Consider the following 19,108-nt stretch of genomic DNA (forward strand, 5'->3'; position numbering starts at 1 on the left):
GTGGCTGAAATGCAGGTCCTGTGCATATTGTTTGTGGGAAGCCTGTAAGGGCCATTTAGCATGCTCAAGCACTTGCCTGAAAAACGCAGGCAATCTTACGATGCATGCCCCACTGTCCCGTGATTACACTCGCCATGAACGAGAACACTCCAACCCTGACCAGCCAGACCATCGAACTGCGCCTGCTCACTGAACAGGATGCCCCTGCCCTGCTCCGTGCTGCAGCCGATGGCGAGTTGTGGAACATGAACATGACGGTCATTCCGGGGCCGGACACGGTCGACCAGTATCTCGACAAAGCCATGCAAGGCCTGCACTCCGGAACTGTTTTGCCGTTTCTGATCGTCAGGCGCGAGACGCAGGAGCCGTTGGGCAGCACACGATTCTGGAAGATTGATCGGGCAAACCGAAAGATGGAGATCGGCCACACATGGCTGGCCGAATCCGCGCAACGTTCGAGCGTCAACACAGAAGCAAAATACCTGATGCTTTGCCACGCTTTCGAAGTGATGAACGCGGTGCGGGTGCAGTTCACGACTGACGAGCTGAATGAGAAATCACGCGCCGCGATTTTACGTATTGGCGCAACTCAAGAAGGCATCGTGCGCCACGAAAGGATCATGCCCGACGGGCGCAAGCGTAACTCGGTGCGTTTCAGCATCATCGATACGGAGTGGCCTCAGGTGAAGCTGGCTTTGCAACATAAGCTGGCGGGGTATGCCGTAAGCTGAGAATGGCGGGCCCTACAAAAACCTTGTCTGGCGCGACAGCGTCTGCATGTGCACATGCAGCGGGTGACACGAGGCGCGATTGCCTTCCCCGTCCGCGTAGCCGAATACGCCCGCCGGGCAGTACCGGCCATCGTCCCAGCCGGGGTAATCCAGAAAGGGATACCAACAGAGCGCATCCACCTCAACGCCGCGCTGTTGCGCCAGGGCGACTTGTTCACTGACGTAGTTCAGCCATGGCACACGCTCGTCACTTTCCGCGCCGGTTTCTGAAATCAACAGTGGCCGTCGATAGCGTTGCTGCAATTCCTTGAGCATGCCCGCCAGCGGACGAAAATGACGTTCGCCGCGCAGGATCTTTGCGCCATTCAAGAACCATTGGTTATGCGGGTAAAAATTGGCGCCGATGATATCCAGATACTCCTCGCGGCCCCCCAACCCCGGCCACTGACGGCCCGCCAGCATGTCCCAGGCTTCGAACTGCGAAAGCCGGTGTTGCTCGGCGTTATTGACTTCATCGGCACGGCTGGAGGCGGCCATCACATTGATCAACGGCTCGCACTGCACAAAGCGTGCTTGCGGAAGCTGATCGCGGACAGCTTCGATGGCTGCAATGCTTGCGCGTACCAGTTGATGTTTGAGTTCCTGTCCTCGCCCATGCATGCCTGGGTTGAAATAACCGACCTCGCCCCCCGCCCAACTCCAGAAGGAAATCTCGTTAAGGGGCGAAAAAAACGGAGCCTCGACACCTTCATTTTTCATTAAACGGGCGACGGCCCCCGCGAACCGGGCAAAGCGCTCGACGAACTCGGGCCGCCAGATATCCAGACCATCGGGATAGCCGTAATGACAGAGGTCCCAAACCACCTGAATATTGTGATTGCGAGCAGCACGCAACATGGGCAGAAAACTGCTCCAGTCGTAATGCCCCGACTGCGCTTCGATCAAGTGCCAGCGCAGCCCGTCTCGTGCGCAACCGATGCCAAGCCCGGCGAGCTGCGCGTAATCGTTTTCAACCCACTTTGAGTGCCCGGTTGAGACCAGCAGATCAAGCCGTACGCCATCCCGTCGTCGCTGGGTAGCGCATTCATAACCTGCCATCAGAAATGAGTTGAAGAGGCTGGTCTTCTTCACCTCGATCCTCCTGGCGACAATGCCGCCAGGCACCGCGTCATCCCGCCTCCACCGCAGGCGCTGACGCCAACGCTTGCTGCTCGATACGCTGATATAACGCCAATGCCTGGCCCACCACCTGATCCATGTTGTAGTACTTGTAAGTGCCTAACCGGCCGAGGAAAGTCACACCCGGTGTGTCGTCGGCCAGCGCGCTGTAGCGCTTGTACAGCTCGGCGTTTTCCGGCCGCGGAATCGGGTAATACGGATCACCTTCAGCACAGGGAAATTCGTAGCTGATGCTGGTCAATGGATGCGTCTGCCCCGTCAGATGTTTGTACTCAGTGATCCGGGTATAGGGCACCCGCTCATCCGGATAGTTGACCACGGCAACGGACTGAAACTGCCCGGTCTGTAGAGTCTCGTGCCTGAACTGCAGACAGCGGTATGGCAAACGCCCAAAACAAAAATCGAAATATTCATCGACCGGGCCGCAGTAGATCAACTGCTTGTAATGAACCCGCTCGCGTACCGCAGCAAAGTCTGTCGCAAGCAACAGGTCTATGCGCGGGTGATCAAGCATGTTTTCGAACATTTGCGTATAGCCGTGCAGCGGCATCATCTGGAAGGTGTCGGTGAAATAGCGGTCATCTTCATTGGTCCGTGTCGGAATACGCGACGTCACCGACTTGTCCAGCTCGGACGGATCCAGGCCCCATTGTTTGCGGGTGTAGCCACGGAAGAACTTCTCATACAGCTCGCGACCAATTTGGTTGATCACCACATCTTCAGAGGTGCGGATGTCGGTAACAGGCTCGGCGCGCTCAGCCAGAAAAACCTCGGCTTCATGCTCGTCCATCGACCGGCCATACAGCGTGTTCAAGGTAGTCAGGTTGATGGGAATGGGCAGCAGATGTTCGTCAACGCGGGCGAGCACACGATGTTCGTAAGGCCGCCATTCGGTGAAACGCGACAGGTAATCGACAATCCGTTGTGCGTTGGTGTGGAAGATATGCGGCCCGTAACGATGGACCATCACGCCAGCGGCGTCCGGGTGATCGTAAGCATTACCGCCAATGTGCTCGCGGCGATCGATCAACAGCACGTGCTTGCCAAGCCCCTCGGCCAATCGCTCGGCGATCACCGATCCGGCAAAACCGGCGCCGACGATCAAGTAGTCATAAATACATTTGCTGACCGCACTCGACGGGCCGTTGCTGGCGGTATCAATGGTTACCTTAGGCATTCGATCTGCTCCTTCATGACGGCGCAGGTTTTGTCCCAGGACATATCACCCAGCACGGCATCAACGCGCTGAGTAAACGTCACTTCAGCCCTGGATTGCAGCGCGGCCTCAATGGCGGCAATAAAAGCCTGCGGTGAATCCGCGATCGATACCACACCTGAATCGCCGTACCCGCTGACTACGTCGTGAATTGGCGTCGACACCACCGGGCAACCGCCCGCCAGGTACTCCGGGGTTTTGGTCGGGCTGATGAAACGCGTCGATTCGTTGATCGCGAACGGCATCAACGCGGTGTCCCATCCGGACAGATACCCTGGCAATTCGTCGTAGCTCTTGGGGCCTAAATAATGAATATTGGGCTGACGCGGCAACGTGTCCGGATCGATTTTCACCACTGGACCGATCAGGACGATTTGCCAATCTGGCCGTTGGATCGCCAGTTCACTGACCAGCTCGATGTCAAATCGCTCGTCGATGACCCCAAAGAACCCCAGTCGCGGATGACTGATGCCCGCCTGATCAGCGGGTTCAGGCAACCTGTCGCGAGCGGCGGCGAAGTGCGCAATATCGACGCTGCTGGGCACTGCATGAGCGTTTGGATGTTGACCTCGCTTGGCTTCCCACAGGCTGTAACCGCCGGTGAACACCACGTCAGCCTTGGCCATCAACTGCCGCTCTTTGTCGATCAGATCCGCTGGCGCGCCCTTGAATGCCGAGAGCTCGTCCATGCAATCGAAAATCGTCACATGAGCGTTCAGGTGTTCGGTGAACGACAGGCTCATGGGCGTGAGGTACCACAGCAGCAACTCAGGTGCGGCATGCTCGACTAACCAGGCATCAAGCAATTGTCGCTGGGCATCCGCTATCTGTTGCAGATCCATCCCCCAGGGAAGGCGCGGCACCATGACCGTGATCCCGCTGACCGGCTGAGACAACTCCAGTTCAGGTTGCTGAGCATCAGCAAAAACCGGCTCTTCGAAAAACACCACGTCGTAGTCTTTGGCCAGACGCGACATCACATGTTGCGGGCGTTGATAGACGAACCCCCAGCGCAAATGAGACAGGCATAACAAGGTAGGCCTCGCCAGCGCTGTCGCGGCTGAGCGGGCATTACTGCGGACGGGTAAAAAATGATCAGGCGGCTCTGGAAGGTTCATCGCGAATTCCTTTTTTAAAATCGGAATCGAGACTGAAGCCCATGAATCCTGTGGCTTCGACCACACTCGGTTGCATTACCAAATGCGGCGGATGATCAGCTCACCCTTTTGCGCACTTCTAAAACTTGGAGCGGCGCAGTTCATTCAGCGTTCAACGGGCCGGGATGTAAAGCCGATGAACTGCACGTACCGGTCAGCAACGCGCCTTGAACTCCTGCGCGATTGCAGCGCCCATAACCTCACATGCCTGGAAGTCGCCGCGCAGGCCAGGAGACGAACCAGAACATGTCCGGCAGTTTGAAGTCGCCGTTTACAGGTGATCAAACGAGGACGGCACATGATCTTGGTAACCGGCGGTGCGGGCTATATTGGCGCTCATGTAGTGCTTGAATTAATGGATCACGGCGAAGACGTCGTGATTCTCGACAACCTCTGCAACAGCTCTCGCTCGGTCCTGAAACGGATTGCGCGGGTCAGTGGTCGACGCCCCGGCTTTGTCCTGGGCGACATCAGGAACGGTGGATTGCTTGCCACGCTGTTCGACGACTACGCGATTGATGCCGTCATTCATTGCGCCGGGCTCAAGGCCGTAGGTGAAAGCGTGCGTGAGCCGTTGCGCTACTACGACACCAATGTTGGCGGCAGCGTAACGCTATGCCAGGCGATGGCGAATGCCGGCGTATTTACTCTGGTGTTCAGTTCCTCAGCCACTGTTTACGGCGACTGCGCCGTCATGCCCATTGATGAATGCTGTGCGACCGGCCAGCCTTCGAATCCTTACGGACAATCAAAGCTGATGGCCGAAAACATAATGAAAAGCCTGGTGGTGTCCGACGCGCGCTGGTCAGTGGGCTTACTTCGTTATTTCAATCCGATCGGTGCGCATGACTCGGGTGAACTGGGCGAGGCACCGACCGACATTCCCAACAATCTGTTGCCCTATCTGTTGCAGGTTGCCAGCGGGCAACGCCCGACCCTGAGCGTTTACGGCAATGATTATGCGACGCCCGATGGCACCGGTATTCGCGATTATGTGCATGTGATGGACCTCGCCGAAGGGCATGTCAAAGCCCTGCAAACCCTGCGTTTGAAGCAAGGCGTTCAGGTCTGGAATTTCGGCACCGGCCAGGGCTATTCGGTACTGGAAGTCGTCCAGGCGTTCGAGCGGGTCAGCGGCGTGTGTGTGCCGATCATTTATGAACCGCGCCGCGCGGGTGACATTGCCCGCTGCTGGGCCGATCCCGCTAAGGCTTCGCTTGAACTGGGCTGGAGCGCGAGACGCTCGCTGGATTGCATGCTGGCCGATGCCTGGCGCTGGCAGTGCAGTCATCAACTGGAGTCGGTTGTGCCGCTGGCCGGTTGAGCACAGTTTCCCGCGCGGCTAACGAAGACCATTGATTACAGATCACTGCGCTGGCAGGGTATGCCATTGATCTGACGCGGCGATTCAATGCGCTCGCGTTATCGCTTCGAACAATCAAGAGGTTCGTCCATGAGCAAAGCACCTTATGTTCCGCCCAAGGTATGGAAAAACGAAGCAGTGGGTGGGCAGTTTGCAAGCATCAACCGGCCCATCGCCGGACCCACCCACGAGAAGACGCTGCCCAAGGGCAAACATCCCTTGCAGCTCTATTCATTGGCGACGCCCAACGGCATCAAAGTCACGATATTGCTTGAAGAGTTACTGGCGCTGGGGCACACCGACGCCGAGTACGATGCCTGGCTGATCCGCATCAACGAAGGTGATCAGTTCTCCAGCGGCTTCGTCGACATCAACCCCAATTCGAAGATTCCAGCTCTGGTGGATTACAGCGCCGAGCCAGCCATCCGCGTGTTCGAGTCGGGCTCAATCCTGCTGTATCTGGCCGAAAAGTTCGGGCGCTTTCTCCCAACCGATCCAGCGGGCCGCACCGAGACCCTGAACTGGCTGTTCTGGCAAATGGGTGCAGCGCCTTATCTCGGTGGTGGCTTCGGGCATTTTTATGCCTACGCGCCGGAGAAGCTTGAATACCCGATCAACCGGTTCGCCATGGAGGCCAAGCGTCAACTGGACGTGCTCGATCGCCGTCTGAGTGAGAGTACGTATCTGGCGGGCGACGACTACACCATCGCTGATATCGCGGTCTGGTCGTGGTACGGCCAATTGATCCTCGGCGGCCTGTACTCGGCGGCGGAATTCCTCGCCGTAGATGAATACACCCATGTGCAGCGCTGGGCGCATGAGATCGCCAAACGCCCTGCGGTTGTCCGGGGTACGCGAGTCAACCGGACCTGGGGTGATGAAGCAACCCGAGTGCCGGAACGGCATGAGGCTGCGGATCTGGATTGAGGGTGGCAGCACGCCCTGCTCTCTGAAGGAGTTGTCGGAGGTTACGACGGCGCCGATCGCGGTGTATCAGACAAGCCGCGATCGCAGCCTTCGGCAGCTCCTACAGAAATGCATTTCAGACCGGTCAAATCGTGGCGCGGTCTTAAATCAGCCCTTCGCCGCCATCGCCGTCACTTCCACGCGCATGCCCTCCACTGCCAATGCAGCCACGCCCACCGCCGCACGCACAGGCCAGGGCTTGGCGAAGAAGCGTTTATAGACTTCATTGAAAGCGGCGCGGTCGGCCATGTCGGTTAGGTAAATGGTCAGGTGCAATACCCGATCCATGGAGCTGCCGGCCTTTTCCAGCGCCACTTTCAGCGCTTGCAGTGTGCATTCGCTTTGCAGCGTTATATCGCCCAACTCCAGACTGCCGTCAGCATGAGTCGGGATCTGCGTGGAGACCAGCAAGCCGCCAAAACCGGCCACGTCAGAGGAAATGGAGTCCGAATCAGGGTCCGGGACGAACGTAATGTCTTGGTTTGCCATGAAGGTCTCTTGTCTGGAAGTAAAAAGGTCACCCGTTTGCGCGAACAGTTTACAGACCCTCAGGCATAAAACGCAGGCATGAAAAAACCCGCCGAAGCGGGTTACTTTTTCATCATTACCATTCCAACATCCTGTCGGTAGCCATCCGGGCCATGGTGGTCATCCGTTACCTCCGAAGCGCTTCCTGCGTTCCGGTTGATGGCTCTAGATTGCGCTTGTGCCGCTGTTACGTAAATGGACAATCGACAGTGCGCAATGTAAGCCTTTCGCCATTAGTGACGCTGTTTTTTCTTACATGGAACCTTGAATCAGGACTCCGACCGGTCCCAGTACGGCGGCGAGCCAATCGCATTCACGAAGTAGTCCCACACTACCCGGACCTTCTGTGAACGCAGTCGATTCTCGGGCGAGATCAAATGAATCTGACTCAGCGACGACTCGACGCAACCTTCCCACTCGGGCAACAGCTGGATGAGTTCCTGTGTTTTGAAGTGCGCTCGATTGAATAGCCACGAAGGAAACAACACGATGCCCCTGCCTGCCAGCGCTGCTTCCATCAGCACCTGACCGTTATTGCTTCGTAGCGGTCCGTCGACGTCGATGACCTCTTCAACATCGTGCCCTGGATGACGGAAATGCCACCGCTGAATGCCGCTGACGCCTTTATAAACGAGGCAGGCATGATTGAGCAGGTCCTGCGGCGAGGTCGGTTGTCCGTGCTTTTCCACGTACTCGCTGCTTGCACAAAGCAAGTAGCGCTGGTCGCAGATCTTGCGGCCTATCAGGCCAGAATCCTGCAATTGCCCGACCCGGAAAATGATATCGGTGCCCTCCAGAACCGGATCAATAAACGCATCAGTGACGTTCAGCTCAACACTCAGCTCGGGGTATTTTTCGTAAAGGCCTTCCAGGAGTTTAACGATGTGCAACTGGCCAAACGCAACCGGCGCATTGATCCGCACCAGGCCGCGTATATCGCCCACCTTTCCGGTGACCTCCTCGTCGGCGGCGTCCAGCAACTCCAGGACTTCGCGAATCTGCAGGTAATAACGCTCGCCGGCGTCGGTGAGCTTCACGGCACGGGTATTTCGATACAGCAGTTGCTGCCCTAACTCTCGTTCAAGCGCCGCAATGAAGCGCGATACCGACGAGGCAGGCACCTGAAAGTGTCGGGCCGTTGCGGAAAAACTGCCGTTGACGGCGACCATGGCGAAGAATCTGTGGGCTTTGAGGTGCATAAAAACTACAACTATCTGATTAGTAAAACGTTTCTGTAGAAGCGCACGAGCACCGCGAGCCGCGATGGCGTCCTGCCTGACAAACCGCTTTCGCGGCCTCGCGATGCTCGTGCGCTCCTACCTATGTTTGCTGCGCGACAGCGTGAGGTCAGGGACAGCGAGGAACAGACGTACGTGATTTCATCCTGCCAATTGAAACCACCAATTGCTAAAACAGCAATAGTATTTTGCTTTTACCCTCAATTGTGGCTGCTTTAGCAACAACCTACCATGGTCACCACTTTCATCTGCCGGAAACGCCCTGACCTCGCGGGTTTTTCGCCAGAACCAGATTCTGTCCATGGAGACTCCGATTTATGACGAACCTTTTTGACTCCTACGACCTCAGCGGCCTTACGCTAAACAACCGTTTTGTCATGGCGCCAATGACCCGCTCCCGTGCGCCGGAAGATATTGCCAACGAACAGATCGCGCTGTATTACACCCAACGCGGCACCGCAGGTTTGATCGTGTCCGAAGGCACGCCGATTTCTCGTGAAGGTCAGGGCTATCTGTTCAATCCCGGTATCTTTAGCGACGCGCAAATTCAGGGCTGGAAGCTGGTGACGGATTCCGTCCACAGCGTCGGTGGCAGAATGTTCGCCCAGCTCTGGCACGTTGGCCGGGTTTCCCACACTTCGATTCAGGTCGATGGCAAAGCTCCGGTCAGCTCCACAAACAAGCCAGCCCAAGGTGGTAAGGCGTTCGGTTATACCGAGAATGGTGAGCCGGGCTTCGTTGACACTTCCACCCCACGTCCCCTGACCACAGAAGAAGTCGGTCGGGTCGTTCAGGACTTTGCCCAGGCGGCTGCAAACGCAATCGACGCCGGATTTGATGGCGTGGAGATCCACGGCGCGAATGGTTATCTGCTTGAGCAGTTCCTCAACCCGCTGGTTAACGATCGCACCGACCGCTATGGCGCTAAAAACCTCGATGATCGCCTGCGTTTCGTGTTCGAAGTGGTCGACGCGGTCAGCGCCAGAATAGGTAAAGACAAGGTCGGCATTCGTATCTCGCCGTACGGCCAGCTGTTCGATATGCCGATCTATCCTGAAATCGATGAAACCTACGCGGCGCTGTGCGCTGGCATGAATGAGCGCGGCATCGCCTACGTCCACGTCATGGACCAGACCCACTTCTTCATGGCCGGTGAAAGCTCAGCTGCACAGGAAGAAGCGCTGCGGGCATTGCTCAAGGATTGCAAAGCCAAACTGGGCAACACCGCACTGATCCTCGCAGGCGACATGACGCTGGAACGCGCTCAGGATCTGGTCAACGCTGGCCTGATTGATCTTGCTGCCTTTGGCCAACCTTTCATCGCCAACCCGGACCTCGTTGCTCGCCTGAAAAACGGCTGGCCGCTGACCACTCCGGATCGCGACACCTACTACGGTGGCGATGCCAAAGGCTATGTGGATTACTCGCCGTACCAACCGGCCTGACGTAGCAAACGAAGGACCTGTGAGAGCAAGGCTTGCCCGCGATAAGAACGCCGCGGTCTATCTGATAAACCGCATTGCCTTTATCGCGGGCAAGCCTCGCAGAGAATGCATTTCAACAGTGAAATCCATTCCAATCCAGAAAGTAGCAGCACACTGCCGACGCGCCGCCATCGCGCAGCAAACTCACTCCACCTTCGCCAGACCCGCCGCATCGTAACGCTCACGGGCCTCACGAAAACCCTCTGCATTGCCCGCCACCCACATCCAGAGCGGAATCATCTGCACTAGCAATCCGCGACCTAGCTCAGACAGTTCGTAGTCGACACGTGGCGGAACTTCATTGTGATCTCTGCGCACAACCAGACCATCTCTTTCTAGCTGACGCAGGCTGCGGGTCAACATCCGCTGCGTCACGCCGCTCATGCGTCTGGCGATTTCCGCATGCCTGAGCCGACCCTCCACACCGAGCGTGTGAACAATACCGAGCGACCAGCGATTACCCGCGTGGGTCAGCACCTCTCGCTTCAACCCGTCGTCTTCTTCACTCAGCGCTTCGCAGGCCGCTTGCGATTGTCTGATGATTTCTTCGTTGTCCATTAGCCCCCCAGGATCACTCGTGTGCCTACTTATGGCCGCGTCTCAATGGTGACAGGATAACAACCGCTCGCCCTTGAGCCGCTATCCGGAGGAAATTCATGCAACTGACCACGCCCGTGAAAACCGACAATATTCTTGTACTGGGAGCCGGTGAACTGGGCACCCAAGTCCTGCGCCAACTGGCTGAAATCAACGCTGACAGCAGAAACGCTCGCATCACCGTACTGTTGCGCGCCTCCGCCGTCGCCACCCAGGACAGCTCAAAAAAACGCGCCCTTGAAGAGCTCCAAATCCTCGGCATTCATATCTTGCAGGCCGATGTGATCAACGACTCCATCGAGGCACTCGCCGAGCATTTCCGGCACTTCGATACGGTAATCAGTTGTGTTGGCTTCGTTGCGGGCGCTGGCACCCAACTCAAGCTCACTCAGGCGGCGCTCAAGGCGGGCGTAAAGCGCTACGTGCCGTGGCAGTTCGGCGTGGACTATGACGTGATCGGTAAAGGCAGCCCGCAGGATCTGTTTGATGAACAACTCGAAGTTCGCGAGCTTCTAAGAGCCCAGCGCACAACCCAATGGCTGATCATTTCCACCGGGATGTTTACCAGCTTCCTGTTCGAGCCAGCATTTGGTGTCGTGGATCTGGCCAAAAACACGGTTCATGCTTTGGGTACCTGGGACACGCAAGTCACCGTCACCACGCCAGAGGACATCGGCAAGCTGACGGCACTTATCATCTTTGCCGAACCCCGCCTGATTGATCAGGTGGTATTCGTCGCAGGGGACACGCTCAGCTATCGGCAACTGGCGGACATTCTCGACGAAAAGCTTGGGCGCACGCTGTCCCGCGTGGAATGTACCGTCCCACAGCTGAATGCCGCTCTCGCTGCAGCGCCGCACGATTCGCTTTGCAAATACCGGGCGGTTTTTGCCCAAGGTAAAGGCGTCGCCTGGGATAAAAAACGCACGTTCAACGCTACACACGGCATTGAACTGACCACGGTGGCTGACTGGGTCGAGCAGAACCTAGTGCCTGCCAAGGGCGCGCTTGTGTAGCACTTGCCTCAAAAGATCGTGCCCGCTCACCAGCAGAATCCCGGTGAGCACCAGTGCCGAACCGATCACAAAGGAGGATTCCAGCGTTTCGTCCAGTAACCACACACCAAACACCACGCCGAATAAAGGCGTCATGAACGACAGCACGCCCAGGCGAGAACCGAGATAGCGGCCCAGCAGCCAGAACCAGGCGAGGAAACTTAGAAATGAGACGCCAATGGTCTGATAGGCCAGGCTGCTGACCGCAACGGTAGTCAGGTTGATGCCGGTTTGTCCGGTTGCCAGGGCCATCAACGCAAGGATCACAAAGGCCCCGGCCAACTGATAGAACAACGTCAGCGGCGCGGGCGCGTCGGACAGCCTGGAGCCGCGAATTGTGAGGGTCGTACCGGCCCAGAGGATAGCCGCCAGCAAACCCAACCCATCGCCAACCCGCTGATGCACCACCGAAACGCCGGGAGCTGCCGGGGCATAGAAAGCAAGCACTACGCCTGAGAAAGCGATCAGAATGCCGATCCATTGCAGCAGCGTCAGTTGCTCGCTGCGAAACCGAAAATGCAGGCCGATCGCGACAAATATCGGCGCGGTATAGAGAAAAATCACCATGTGCGCAGCCGAGGTATAGCGCAGCCCTTCGCCCACCGCGAGGTACTCCAGCGCAAACAACACACCGACCATGATCCCGGCTTGCCAAGTGCCGCTGCGCTTCATCTGCTGCCAGCGCAGCATCAGCAACACGCCCACCATCAACGCGGCAAAACCTGAACGCAGGGCGATCTGGAAAATCGGCGCAATGTCCGGAGCTGCAGCCTTGATCGCAACCTGCTGAAGACCCCATACGGTACACAGCACGGTCATCATCGCCGCGGCCTGACCGTCGATGGGTTTACGAATATTCACGGGGCTTTATCTCACGCTTTATTGACCGCGGCATTATGAGGTTTGGCAGAAGGGAAATGTGAAGATCTGAATTGATTGCCCTGCGGGTGACTCGAGGTTTGCCTGCAAGCGCTGATCGTGGGACCGGCTTCAGCCGGGAGAGCGGTATTTCTGCAGATGAAGATTCAGCGTCTGTTATGGCCTCTTCCCGGCTAAAGCCGGTCCCACGTCATCAGTGATTGCCGTGGGAGCTGTGCTGTCGCGCAGCAGCCATCGGATCTGTAGGAGTGAGCTTGCTCGCGATTACGTCAGTTCAGGCGATAAATTCGCAGACCCAATGACCGAATCGCGAGCAAGCTCACTCCTACAGGGTCCCGCGTTTGCTGCAACACGGGGGCTGCTCCCCATGGGCTTTGAAGTTGCAGGCCAACATAGAATTTCCCGAATAGACCGCATGTGCCGCGCCTACCCCCGATCAACCCGCCCGGCATAACACCCTCTTCGCGCGTTATGAACATGGATGTAGCTCACCTCGGGATTGGCAAATATCTGCTCGATCACCGACTCTATTGCCACACCCTCCACGACATCAGCTTCGATCATCATCCCTTCAGCGTCATAGCCCCGCAGCGACAGCAGGCGGATACGCATCGATTCAGGCACTTGATTGATCGCGTCGTAAGTCTGGCTGGCACCTTCGCGTATGAAGATCGCGTGTGTGGCTCGATAAGGGGTCATGGCCGGCTGGCAGACGTGATTCAGTAACAGGACCGTCTCGCCAACTTCCGCATCCAGCAATTCGATGCGGTCGGGGAAGCCTGGTTTTGTGTCGACGTGGTAGCGCCTCACGCCAAGTGCATTCAAGGCGTCATCGGACAAACCAAAAAGCGCCTGAAAAGGTTCCGGGGAGAGGCCTGTGATTCGAAAAGTCATGCTGAGCTCCTGCTGAGTTGGAGCCTGTATCAAACAGGCTATCCAACCGGACCACACCCCGCTTCTTGCTGCCTAACCCGAACGGTAATCAAAGTGACATTTCAGCATTCGCGGCTTTTTCCCAAGCTTGTGTGATAATCCCCGACTCGCTCACTTTCCTCCGTACAGAGAACTGCGCATGTCCTATCGGGCACCTCAGGACTTGGCCCTCGACCTTGCACTCTCCGCCCTGCTTGAAACCCAGGTGCGCGAAGGGCATTACGCAAGTATCGAAGATGCGCGACGAGCGACTCTGCGGATCATGCAAATTCGTGCAGCAGGGGCGCGGGATGTGAAGTCCGAGCAGACAGGTGAGACGGCGCTGCATGACTCCATGGATTTTGCCCGCTTGGCCCTTTCGGCGGTAAGCGGCGTTGGAGTCTGGACCTATGAAGTGTCCAACGACTGCTTCTACTGCGACGCAGGCATCAGCGAGTTGTACGGCATCGACCCGGTGCAGGCCGCCAGCGGCATCAAACGTCAGGACTTTCTCGCCAACGTACACGTCGACGACCTTGCTGCGTTGCGCAAAACCATGGCGGGCGGGCTGGTCAACAGCGGCGATCTAGAACTCGAATATCGCATCGTGCACCCTGACGGCTCGGTCCGCTGGGTGCTTTCTCGTGGCCACACCTATTTCAGCAATACTGGCGAGCCAGTAAGGCGCACAGGCGTTGGCATCGAGATGACGGCCCAGCGGTTGCTCGAGCAACAACTGCGGCAGAGCCAGAAAATGGAAGCCGTCGGCCAACTGACGGGCGGCCTGGCTCATGATTTCAACAACCTGCTGACCGGGATCATCGGCAGCCTGGAAATGATCAGGCTGCGAGTCGCACAGAATCGCGTCGGTGAAATGGACCGCTACCTCGATGCTGCACAAGGCGCCTCACGTCGAGCGGCCGCACTGACCCATCGGTTGCTGGCCTTCTCACGCCGCCAGACCCTTGAACCCACCGCAACCGACGTTAACCGCCTGGTCGCCGGCATGCTTGAGCTGATCCGCAGCACCATCGGCCCCGCCGTGCAGGTACATGTGCACAACGAAACCGATTTATGGCTGACTCAGGTTGACTCGAACCAGTTGGAAAACGCCCTGCTCAACCTCTGCATCAATGCCCGTGACGCCATGCCGTCGGGCGGCACGCTGACCATTCGCACCGGCAACTGCAACCTGCAAGCCAAGGCCGCAGCCGAACGGGACTTGCCTGCAGGCGAGTACCTGACCTTGAGCGTCTGCGACACCGGCAGCGGCATGAGCAGCGACGTGATTGCCCACGCATTCGACCCGTTCTTCACCACCAAACCCATGGGAGAAGGCACCGGTCTGGGGCTGTCGATGATCTACGGTTTCGTCCGTCAGTCAGGTGGCAGCGTGCATATTCATTCGATTATGAATATCGGCACCACCATGACCTTGTATTTGCCAAGGTCCCGCGCCGAGTCCAGGCCTTCCGAGACGCCGCGCGTCCTCGCGCCACCGCCGCTGGCCGAACGCGGCGAAACAGTTTTGGTGATCGACGATGAGCACACCGTGCGCATGCTGATCCGGGAAGTGCTGGAAGATCTGGGTTACACCGCCATTGAAGCGGAAGACGGCGCCAGCGGGTTGCAGGTGCTGCAATCCACTCAGCACATCGACCTGCTGGTCACTGACGTCGGCCTGCCCGGCGGGATCAATGGCCGTCAGGTTGCTGACGCCGGGCGCAGCCTGCGCCCCGATCTCAAAGTGCTGTTCATTACCGGCTATGCCCATAACGCGCTGGACTGGGAAGAGCAGCTGGAACCCGGCATGCATTTGCTGACTAAACCGTTTTCCATGGTTGAGCTGACCAGTCGTATCAAAAGCGTCATTACCGACTGACTTGTTTGCCAGCGCTTTACCAAACCTTTACCGAATCCAGACCTCCGTTTACATGAAATGGGTGTTTCATACGTCCATGGCGAACCCACTTACTTTCGCCAAAGGAGACACCATGTTTTCGAAGATGACCCAAGTCCTGATTCTGTCCGGTAGCCTGCTTGTTGCCGGGGCCGCTACCGCGAATGAACGCGACGTGATCGTCCCCGTTATCGCTGGTGCAGCCGTGGGTGCAGTGTTGGCTACCGTGCTTAGCAACTCAGGCCGGGACCATGACCGCCCGCGCTATCAGGAATACCGGCCACAGCCGCGTTACCAGCAATACCGGCCGCAGCCTCGCTACCAGCCACAATATCAGGCGGTGCGTTACGTCCCGGTGCGTCCGGTTGAATACCGCCGCTATGACCCGCCCCGTGGCGGATATTACGACCACGGTCCCCGCCGGGATTATGATCATGGCCGTGGCCGCGACCGCTGGTAAGGCTTGACCTGCAAACGCCGCTGTCATCTGGCAGCGGCTTTTTTCATTCCCTGCATTCCGTCCCCGGTATCGCCTGTGTATGATCGCGACAGGCCAATGCTGCCTGCCGCTCGCTCCCGATGGGAAAGGTGAAAGCATGTTTTCTTCCGAATCCTGTCGCATCTCTTGATAGTCCAGGTTTGGCAACGCGAGCACCAAAAAGCCTCGACTCCAGGAGCTTTCATGTTTTCGATCGAACACGCCAAGCAAATGGCCAAGCGTCTGCGCGCTGATCTGGCCACGTCCAATCAAGAAATATCCCACTCTGCCGCACTTGAGCTGGTCGCTCATCAACTGGGCCACAAAGACTGGAACACCACGTCAGCGCTGCTCACCCAGGAAGCCGCCCCAGCGAGCATCACCTTCGACAAATCGATCCCTATCCTGCGGTCGTTTGACGAAACCAAAGCGCGGGAGTTTTACCTGGACTTCCTCGGCTTCAGCGTTGAATTCGAACACCGGTTCGAAGCAGACCTGCCGTTGTATCTGGGGATAACCCGCAACGGCCTGCAATTGCACCTTTCCGAACACCACGGCGACGCCAGCCCCGGCTCCACCGTGTTCATACCGATGCAGAACATCGAACTGTTTCGTGATGAATTACAGGCCAAGCGTTATGGGTACGGTCGGCCAGACATCGTCGAGCAAGGCTGGGGTAAAGTGCTGGAAGTTTACGACCCGTTCGGCAATCGGCTGAGATTTTGTGAGGGGTGACGGTGGCTTTGGTTCATCTCATATGAATTGAAAAGCGCTGTCTCATGACAAACGGGGGACTATAGGAGCGCACGAGCACCGCGAGGCCGCGATAGCGGCTTGTCAGGCAGACCGCCTTCGCGGCCTCGCGGTGCTCGTGCGCTCCTACAGCCTGCAACAAGTTCACACCTAAACATTGCAGGCTGATACCGCAGTCCCTCTTCAAAAAACACACCATCCGTCCTGACCTTTACACATTCTTGGAATTTATCCGCCAGCCCCCGCCTCAGACCTACATACCAAGAACATTTGTAGGCTGCCTTATGAACTCTCTGCGCAATTTTGCTGATCGCCTGAACCCGGCAATGCATTCAGATGCAGATGCCAGAACCCTCTACCACCAGCTGTTGAGCGATCCCCGGCAGGTGGACGCCCGCACGCTTCGTCAGTTTCTCGAAGTCCACCTTCAACAAGCCCGGCAATGTCCGGTGGATCTTCCTGAGAATCTCAGCGACATGCCCGCGTGGATGGAAGGCAAGGCCAGTGTCGTCGCCAGTGCGTACAGAGAGTATCTCGAAGGGCGACACGCCGGAGCAGGCAGACAGTTCTTCGCAAACAAGGCCCACGCCCTTTATTTTCTCCGGCAGGTAGCGCCCACCAAGCTGGTGGACGGGGCCTGGCTGTACGCGGCGATAAAACACACGGACGACTGGCGCTACCACGGCCTCATCCGTACCTATCTGGAAGAGCTGGGAGACGGCGATCCCGCGCTGAATCATGTGGTTCTGTACCGCAAGCTTCTGGCCGATCACGACTGCGCGCCGACTGAACCACTGGAAGACGTGCTGTACGTACAAGGCGCAATTCAACTCGCACTCGCTCAACTGGGCGACGAGTATCTGCCAGAGCTGCTCGGGTACAACCTGGGCTACGAACAGCTTCCGTTGCACTTGCTGATTACTTCGTTCGAACTCAACGAGCTGGAAATCGATCCGTACTATTTCACGTTGCACGTCACCATCGACAACGCCAGCAATGGGCACGCTCACAAAGCCGTGCAAACCGTTCTTGATCTGTTGCCGACAGATGACACGCGGGATGAATTCATTGAGCGGCTGCGCGCTGGCTATGCCCTGAATGAACTGGGTACCGGCACGAAAGAAGTCATTGCCAGCTTTGATCTGGAGGATGAAGTCGTGGCCATGCTGGAGCGCAAGCGCTCGTTTGGTCAGTACATGCACTCCGATTACTGCCGCCTGGACGGGCTGACCATCAATCAATGGCTTGGCGAGCCCGGACGTAGCCGGGCGTTTCTCACCGTGCTCGAAAACAAAGGCTGGATCAAACGCAATCAGGACCCAGCCCAAAGTCGCTTCTGGCAACTGATCGACGGCCCGGGAGCGGTTATGTTTGGCGTGTTCAGCGGCTATGAAATGCAGCTGCTGCGTGACTGGATTGCAGGGGATTGGGCTGACGAAAGTGCATCGGCCAACAGCAACCCGTTCCGCGCCCGGTTCCGACGTCGGGCGACTCCCGCTTCGGTATCGACAAAGCAGCCCAAAGCCAACGGTTCAACTGAACGACTGATCAGCCTGCTGTCCCCTTCTCAACATTCAACGCCTGAGGGGCTGATTGCTACCCGGGCGTACTCCAGCCAACTTGCTCAAGGATCTTTAGCGTGATGGACCACACCACTGCATCGTCGTCATTTACAGACGCCACCAATATTGAAGAACAGACCCATGATCTGGCACTTGTCCAACTGGGTCGTCGACTACAAGCCGACGAGTACAAATTTGTTACGGTAACGCCGCTGACCCATCAGCGTAATAACGAGCGCGAACAAAACCGCAAGGCGCGTGACCTGCGCGATATCTTTGGCTGGAACAGGCCGTTTGAAACACATCTGCTGCCAGAGGCAGAAATTGAAGCCCTGCTGGCCAGCGGGATTATCCGCGCACATGCCGGTCTGTTGCTCAGCGAGGTGCGCTGGTCGAACTTGCAGGACCTGCTTTTCGTGCACTCCGGCTTCCCGACGATTTCAAACGACGCTGTCTTTTTCGGTCCCGATACCTACCGATTTGCCCAAGCCATCGAAGAGCATCTGAGAACCTCAATGCATCCCGTGCGAACGGCAGCAGATATTGGTTGTGGCAGCGGCATGGGAGCGATCCTCATCGCTAAATCCAGACCCAACGCTCAGGTGTTGGCACTGGACATCAACCCGACGGCGCTGAGGTTTACTGCGGTAAACGCTTCGCTGGCCGAAATCGAGAACGTGCACGCCTGGCACAGCGACTTGCTGGAAAGCACTTCGGGCGAATTCGATCTGATCGTCGCCAACCCGCCCTACATGCAGGACAGCCAGAAACGAGCCTATCGTCATGGGGGTGGACGTCTGGGATCAGAGCTTTCTGTGCGCATCGTCGAACAAGCGATGGGCCGCCTGGCGTTAGGCGGTAGCCTGTTGCTCTACACCGGCACGCCGTGGGTCGACGGCGTGGACCTGTTCCTCGAACACGCCCTCCTGTTGATTGATCGTCCAGGTTTCGCATGGTCCTATCGCGAGATGGACCCGGATGTATTCGGTGAAGAGCTCGAAACCGAAAACTACGCCCAAGCAGAACGAATCGCGGCGGTGGTGTTGACGGTCACACGAACGGCGTGACCGGGTGTCATAAAGTCCAGGACTGGCTCTTGCAGGGAGAACA

General features: G+C 57.4%; 18 protein-coding genes. 10 read left to right on the plus strand and 8 right to left on the minus strand.

The features are described 5' to 3' along the window. Positions 1 to 134 precede the first annotated feature (134 nt). Positions 135 to 731 carry a GNAT family N-acetyltransferase gene (locus AUC60_RS25805; protein WP_087274188.1) on the plus strand — a complete coding sequence of 199 codons (597 nt, stop codon included), beginning with the start codon at positions 135 to 137 and terminating at the stop codon, positions 729 to 731. Between the two features lie 12 nt (positions 732 to 743). Here AUC60_RS25805 and AUC60_RS25810 read toward each other — a convergent pair whose 3' ends face one another. From AUC60_RS25810 to AUC60_RS25820, 3 genes are all read right to left on the minus strand, one after another. Next, the gene (locus AUC60_RS25810; RefSeq protein ID WP_087274258.1) at positions 744 to 1,829 is read right to left on the minus strand and encodes a glycoside hydrolase family 1 protein; all 1,086 of its coding nucleotides are present in this window, start codon (positions 1,827 to 1,829) and stop codon (positions 744 to 746) included. 70 nt (positions 1,830 to 1,899) lie between these two features. Beyond that, the gene (gene glf / locus AUC60_RS25815; RefSeq protein ID WP_087274190.1) at positions 1,900 to 3,087 is read right to left on the minus strand and encodes a UDP-galactopyranose mutase; all 1,188 of its coding nucleotides are present in this window, start codon (positions 3,085 to 3,087) and stop codon (positions 1,900 to 1,902) included. Continuing rightward, positions 3,075 to 4,244, minus strand: a complete 1,170-nt coding sequence (locus AUC60_RS25820) for a glycosyltransferase family 1 protein (RefSeq protein WP_087274192.1) — start codon at positions 4,242 to 4,244, stop codon at positions 3,075 to 3,077. The genes glf and AUC60_RS25820 overlap by 13 nt, the downstream gene beginning before the upstream one ends. A 337-nt stretch (positions 4,245 to 4,581) precedes the next feature. On the opposite strand from AUC60_RS25820, the gene galE reads away from it, so the two are divergent. Together galE and yghU are read left to right on the plus strand one after the other, a co-directional pair. Beyond that, positions 4,582 to 5,607: a UDP-glucose 4-epimerase GalE gene (galE, locus tag AUC60_RS25825; RefSeq protein ID WP_087274193.1), complete on the plus strand. Its 1,026-nt coding sequence runs from the start codon at positions 4,582 to 4,584 to the stop codon at positions 5,605 to 5,607. A 129-nt stretch (positions 5,608 to 5,736) separates the two neighbouring features. Next, a complete protein-coding gene (yghU, locus tag AUC60_RS25830) occupies positions 5,737 to 6,573 on the plus strand; it encodes a glutathione-dependent disulfide-bond oxidoreductase (protein WP_087274195.1) in 837 nt (278 codons plus the stop codon). A gap of 147 nt (positions 6,574 to 6,720) precedes the next feature. Here the strand turns inward: yghU and AUC60_RS25835 are convergent, their stop codons facing one another. Beyond that, positions 6,721 to 7,101 carry a RidA family protein gene (locus AUC60_RS25835; RefSeq protein ID WP_087274197.1) on the minus strand — a complete coding sequence of 127 codons (381 nt, stop codon included), beginning with the start codon at positions 7,099 to 7,101 and terminating at the stop codon, positions 6,721 to 6,723. Positions 7,102 to 7,409: 308 nt separating this feature from the next. After that, positions 7,410 to 8,339 (minus strand): LysR family transcriptional regulator, encoded by a 930-nt coding sequence (locus AUC60_RS25840; RefSeq protein ID WP_087274198.1) that lies wholly within the window; start codon positions 8,337 to 8,339, stop codon positions 7,410 to 7,412. A 356-nt stretch (positions 8,340 to 8,695) separates the two neighbouring features. Here AUC60_RS25840 and AUC60_RS25845 point away from each other — a divergent pair, with 356 nt between their 5' ends. After that, entirely contained in the window at positions 8,696 to 9,823 is a 1,128-nt protein-coding gene (locus AUC60_RS25845; RefSeq protein ID WP_087274200.1) for an alkene reductase, read from the plus strand. A 183-nt stretch (positions 9,824 to 10,006) separates the two neighbouring features. On the opposite strand, the gene AUC60_RS25850 is transcribed toward AUC60_RS25845, so the two are convergent. After that, a complete protein-coding gene (locus tag AUC60_RS25850) occupies positions 10,007 to 10,420 on the minus strand; it encodes a winged helix-turn-helix transcriptional regulator (RefSeq protein WP_087274201.1) in 414 nt (137 codons plus the stop codon). 98 nt (positions 10,421 to 10,518) lie between these two features. On the opposite strand from AUC60_RS25850, the gene AUC60_RS25855 reads away from it, so the two are divergent. Then, positions 10,519 to 11,475, plus strand: a complete 957-nt coding sequence (locus AUC60_RS25855) for an aromatic alcohol reductase (RefSeq protein WP_087274203.1) — start codon at positions 10,519 to 10,521, stop codon at positions 11,473 to 11,475. Here AUC60_RS25855 and AUC60_RS25860 read toward each other — a convergent pair. Continuing rightward, on the minus strand, positions 11,446 to 12,375 hold the full coding sequence (locus AUC60_RS25860; RefSeq protein ID WP_087274205.1) for a DMT family transporter: 930 nt from the start codon (positions 12,373 to 12,375) through the stop codon (positions 11,446 to 11,448). The genes AUC60_RS25855 and AUC60_RS25860 overlap by 30 nt on opposite strands. Before the next feature lie 444 nt (positions 12,376 to 12,819). Next, a complete protein-coding gene (locus AUC60_RS25865) occupies positions 12,820 to 13,287 on the minus strand; it encodes a DUF1203 domain-containing protein (protein ID WP_087274207.1) in 468 nt (155 codons plus the stop codon). A gap of 178 nt (positions 13,288 to 13,465) precedes the next feature. Between AUC60_RS25865 and AUC60_RS25870 the strand changes: the two genes are divergently transcribed. The 5 genes from AUC60_RS25870 to AUC60_RS25890 all read left to right on the plus strand — a co-directional run bounded on the left by AUC60_RS25870 (position 13,466) and on the right by AUC60_RS25890 (position 19,065). Further along, entirely contained in the window at positions 13,466 to 15,187 is a 1,722-nt protein-coding gene (locus tag AUC60_RS25870; protein ID WP_087274209.1) for a PAS domain-containing hybrid sensor histidine kinase/response regulator, read from the plus strand. 112 nt (positions 15,188 to 15,299) lie between these two features. Beyond that, complete coding sequence (locus AUC60_RS25875; RefSeq protein ID WP_087274211.1) at positions 15,300 to 15,665, plus strand: hypothetical protein; 366 nt, start codon at positions 15,300 to 15,302, stop codon at positions 15,663 to 15,665. A 222-nt stretch (positions 15,666 to 15,887) separates the two neighbouring features. Next, complete coding sequence (locus AUC60_RS25880; RefSeq protein ID WP_158099158.1) at positions 15,888 to 16,418, plus strand: glyoxalase superfamily protein; 531 nt, start codon at positions 15,888 to 15,890, stop codon at positions 16,416 to 16,418. A 302-nt stretch (positions 16,419 to 16,720) separates the two neighbouring features. Next, the gene (locus AUC60_RS25885; protein ID WP_087274213.1) at positions 16,721 to 18,079 is read left to right on the plus strand and encodes an iron-containing redox enzyme family protein; all 1,359 of its coding nucleotides are present in this window, start codon (positions 16,721 to 16,723) and stop codon (positions 18,077 to 18,079) included. Beyond that, complete coding sequence (locus AUC60_RS25890) at positions 18,079 to 19,065, plus strand: methyltransferase (protein WP_087274215.1); 987 nt, start codon at positions 18,079 to 18,081, stop codon at positions 19,063 to 19,065. The genes AUC60_RS25885 and AUC60_RS25890 overlap by 1 nt, the downstream gene beginning before the upstream one ends. The last annotated feature ends 43 nt before the right edge of the window (positions 19,066 to 19,108 follow it).

This window comes from Pseudomonas caspiana (assembly GCF_002158995.1).
Lineage (GTDB): Bacteria > Pseudomonadota > Gammaproteobacteria > Pseudomonadales > Pseudomonadaceae > Aquipseudomonas > Aquipseudomonas caspiana.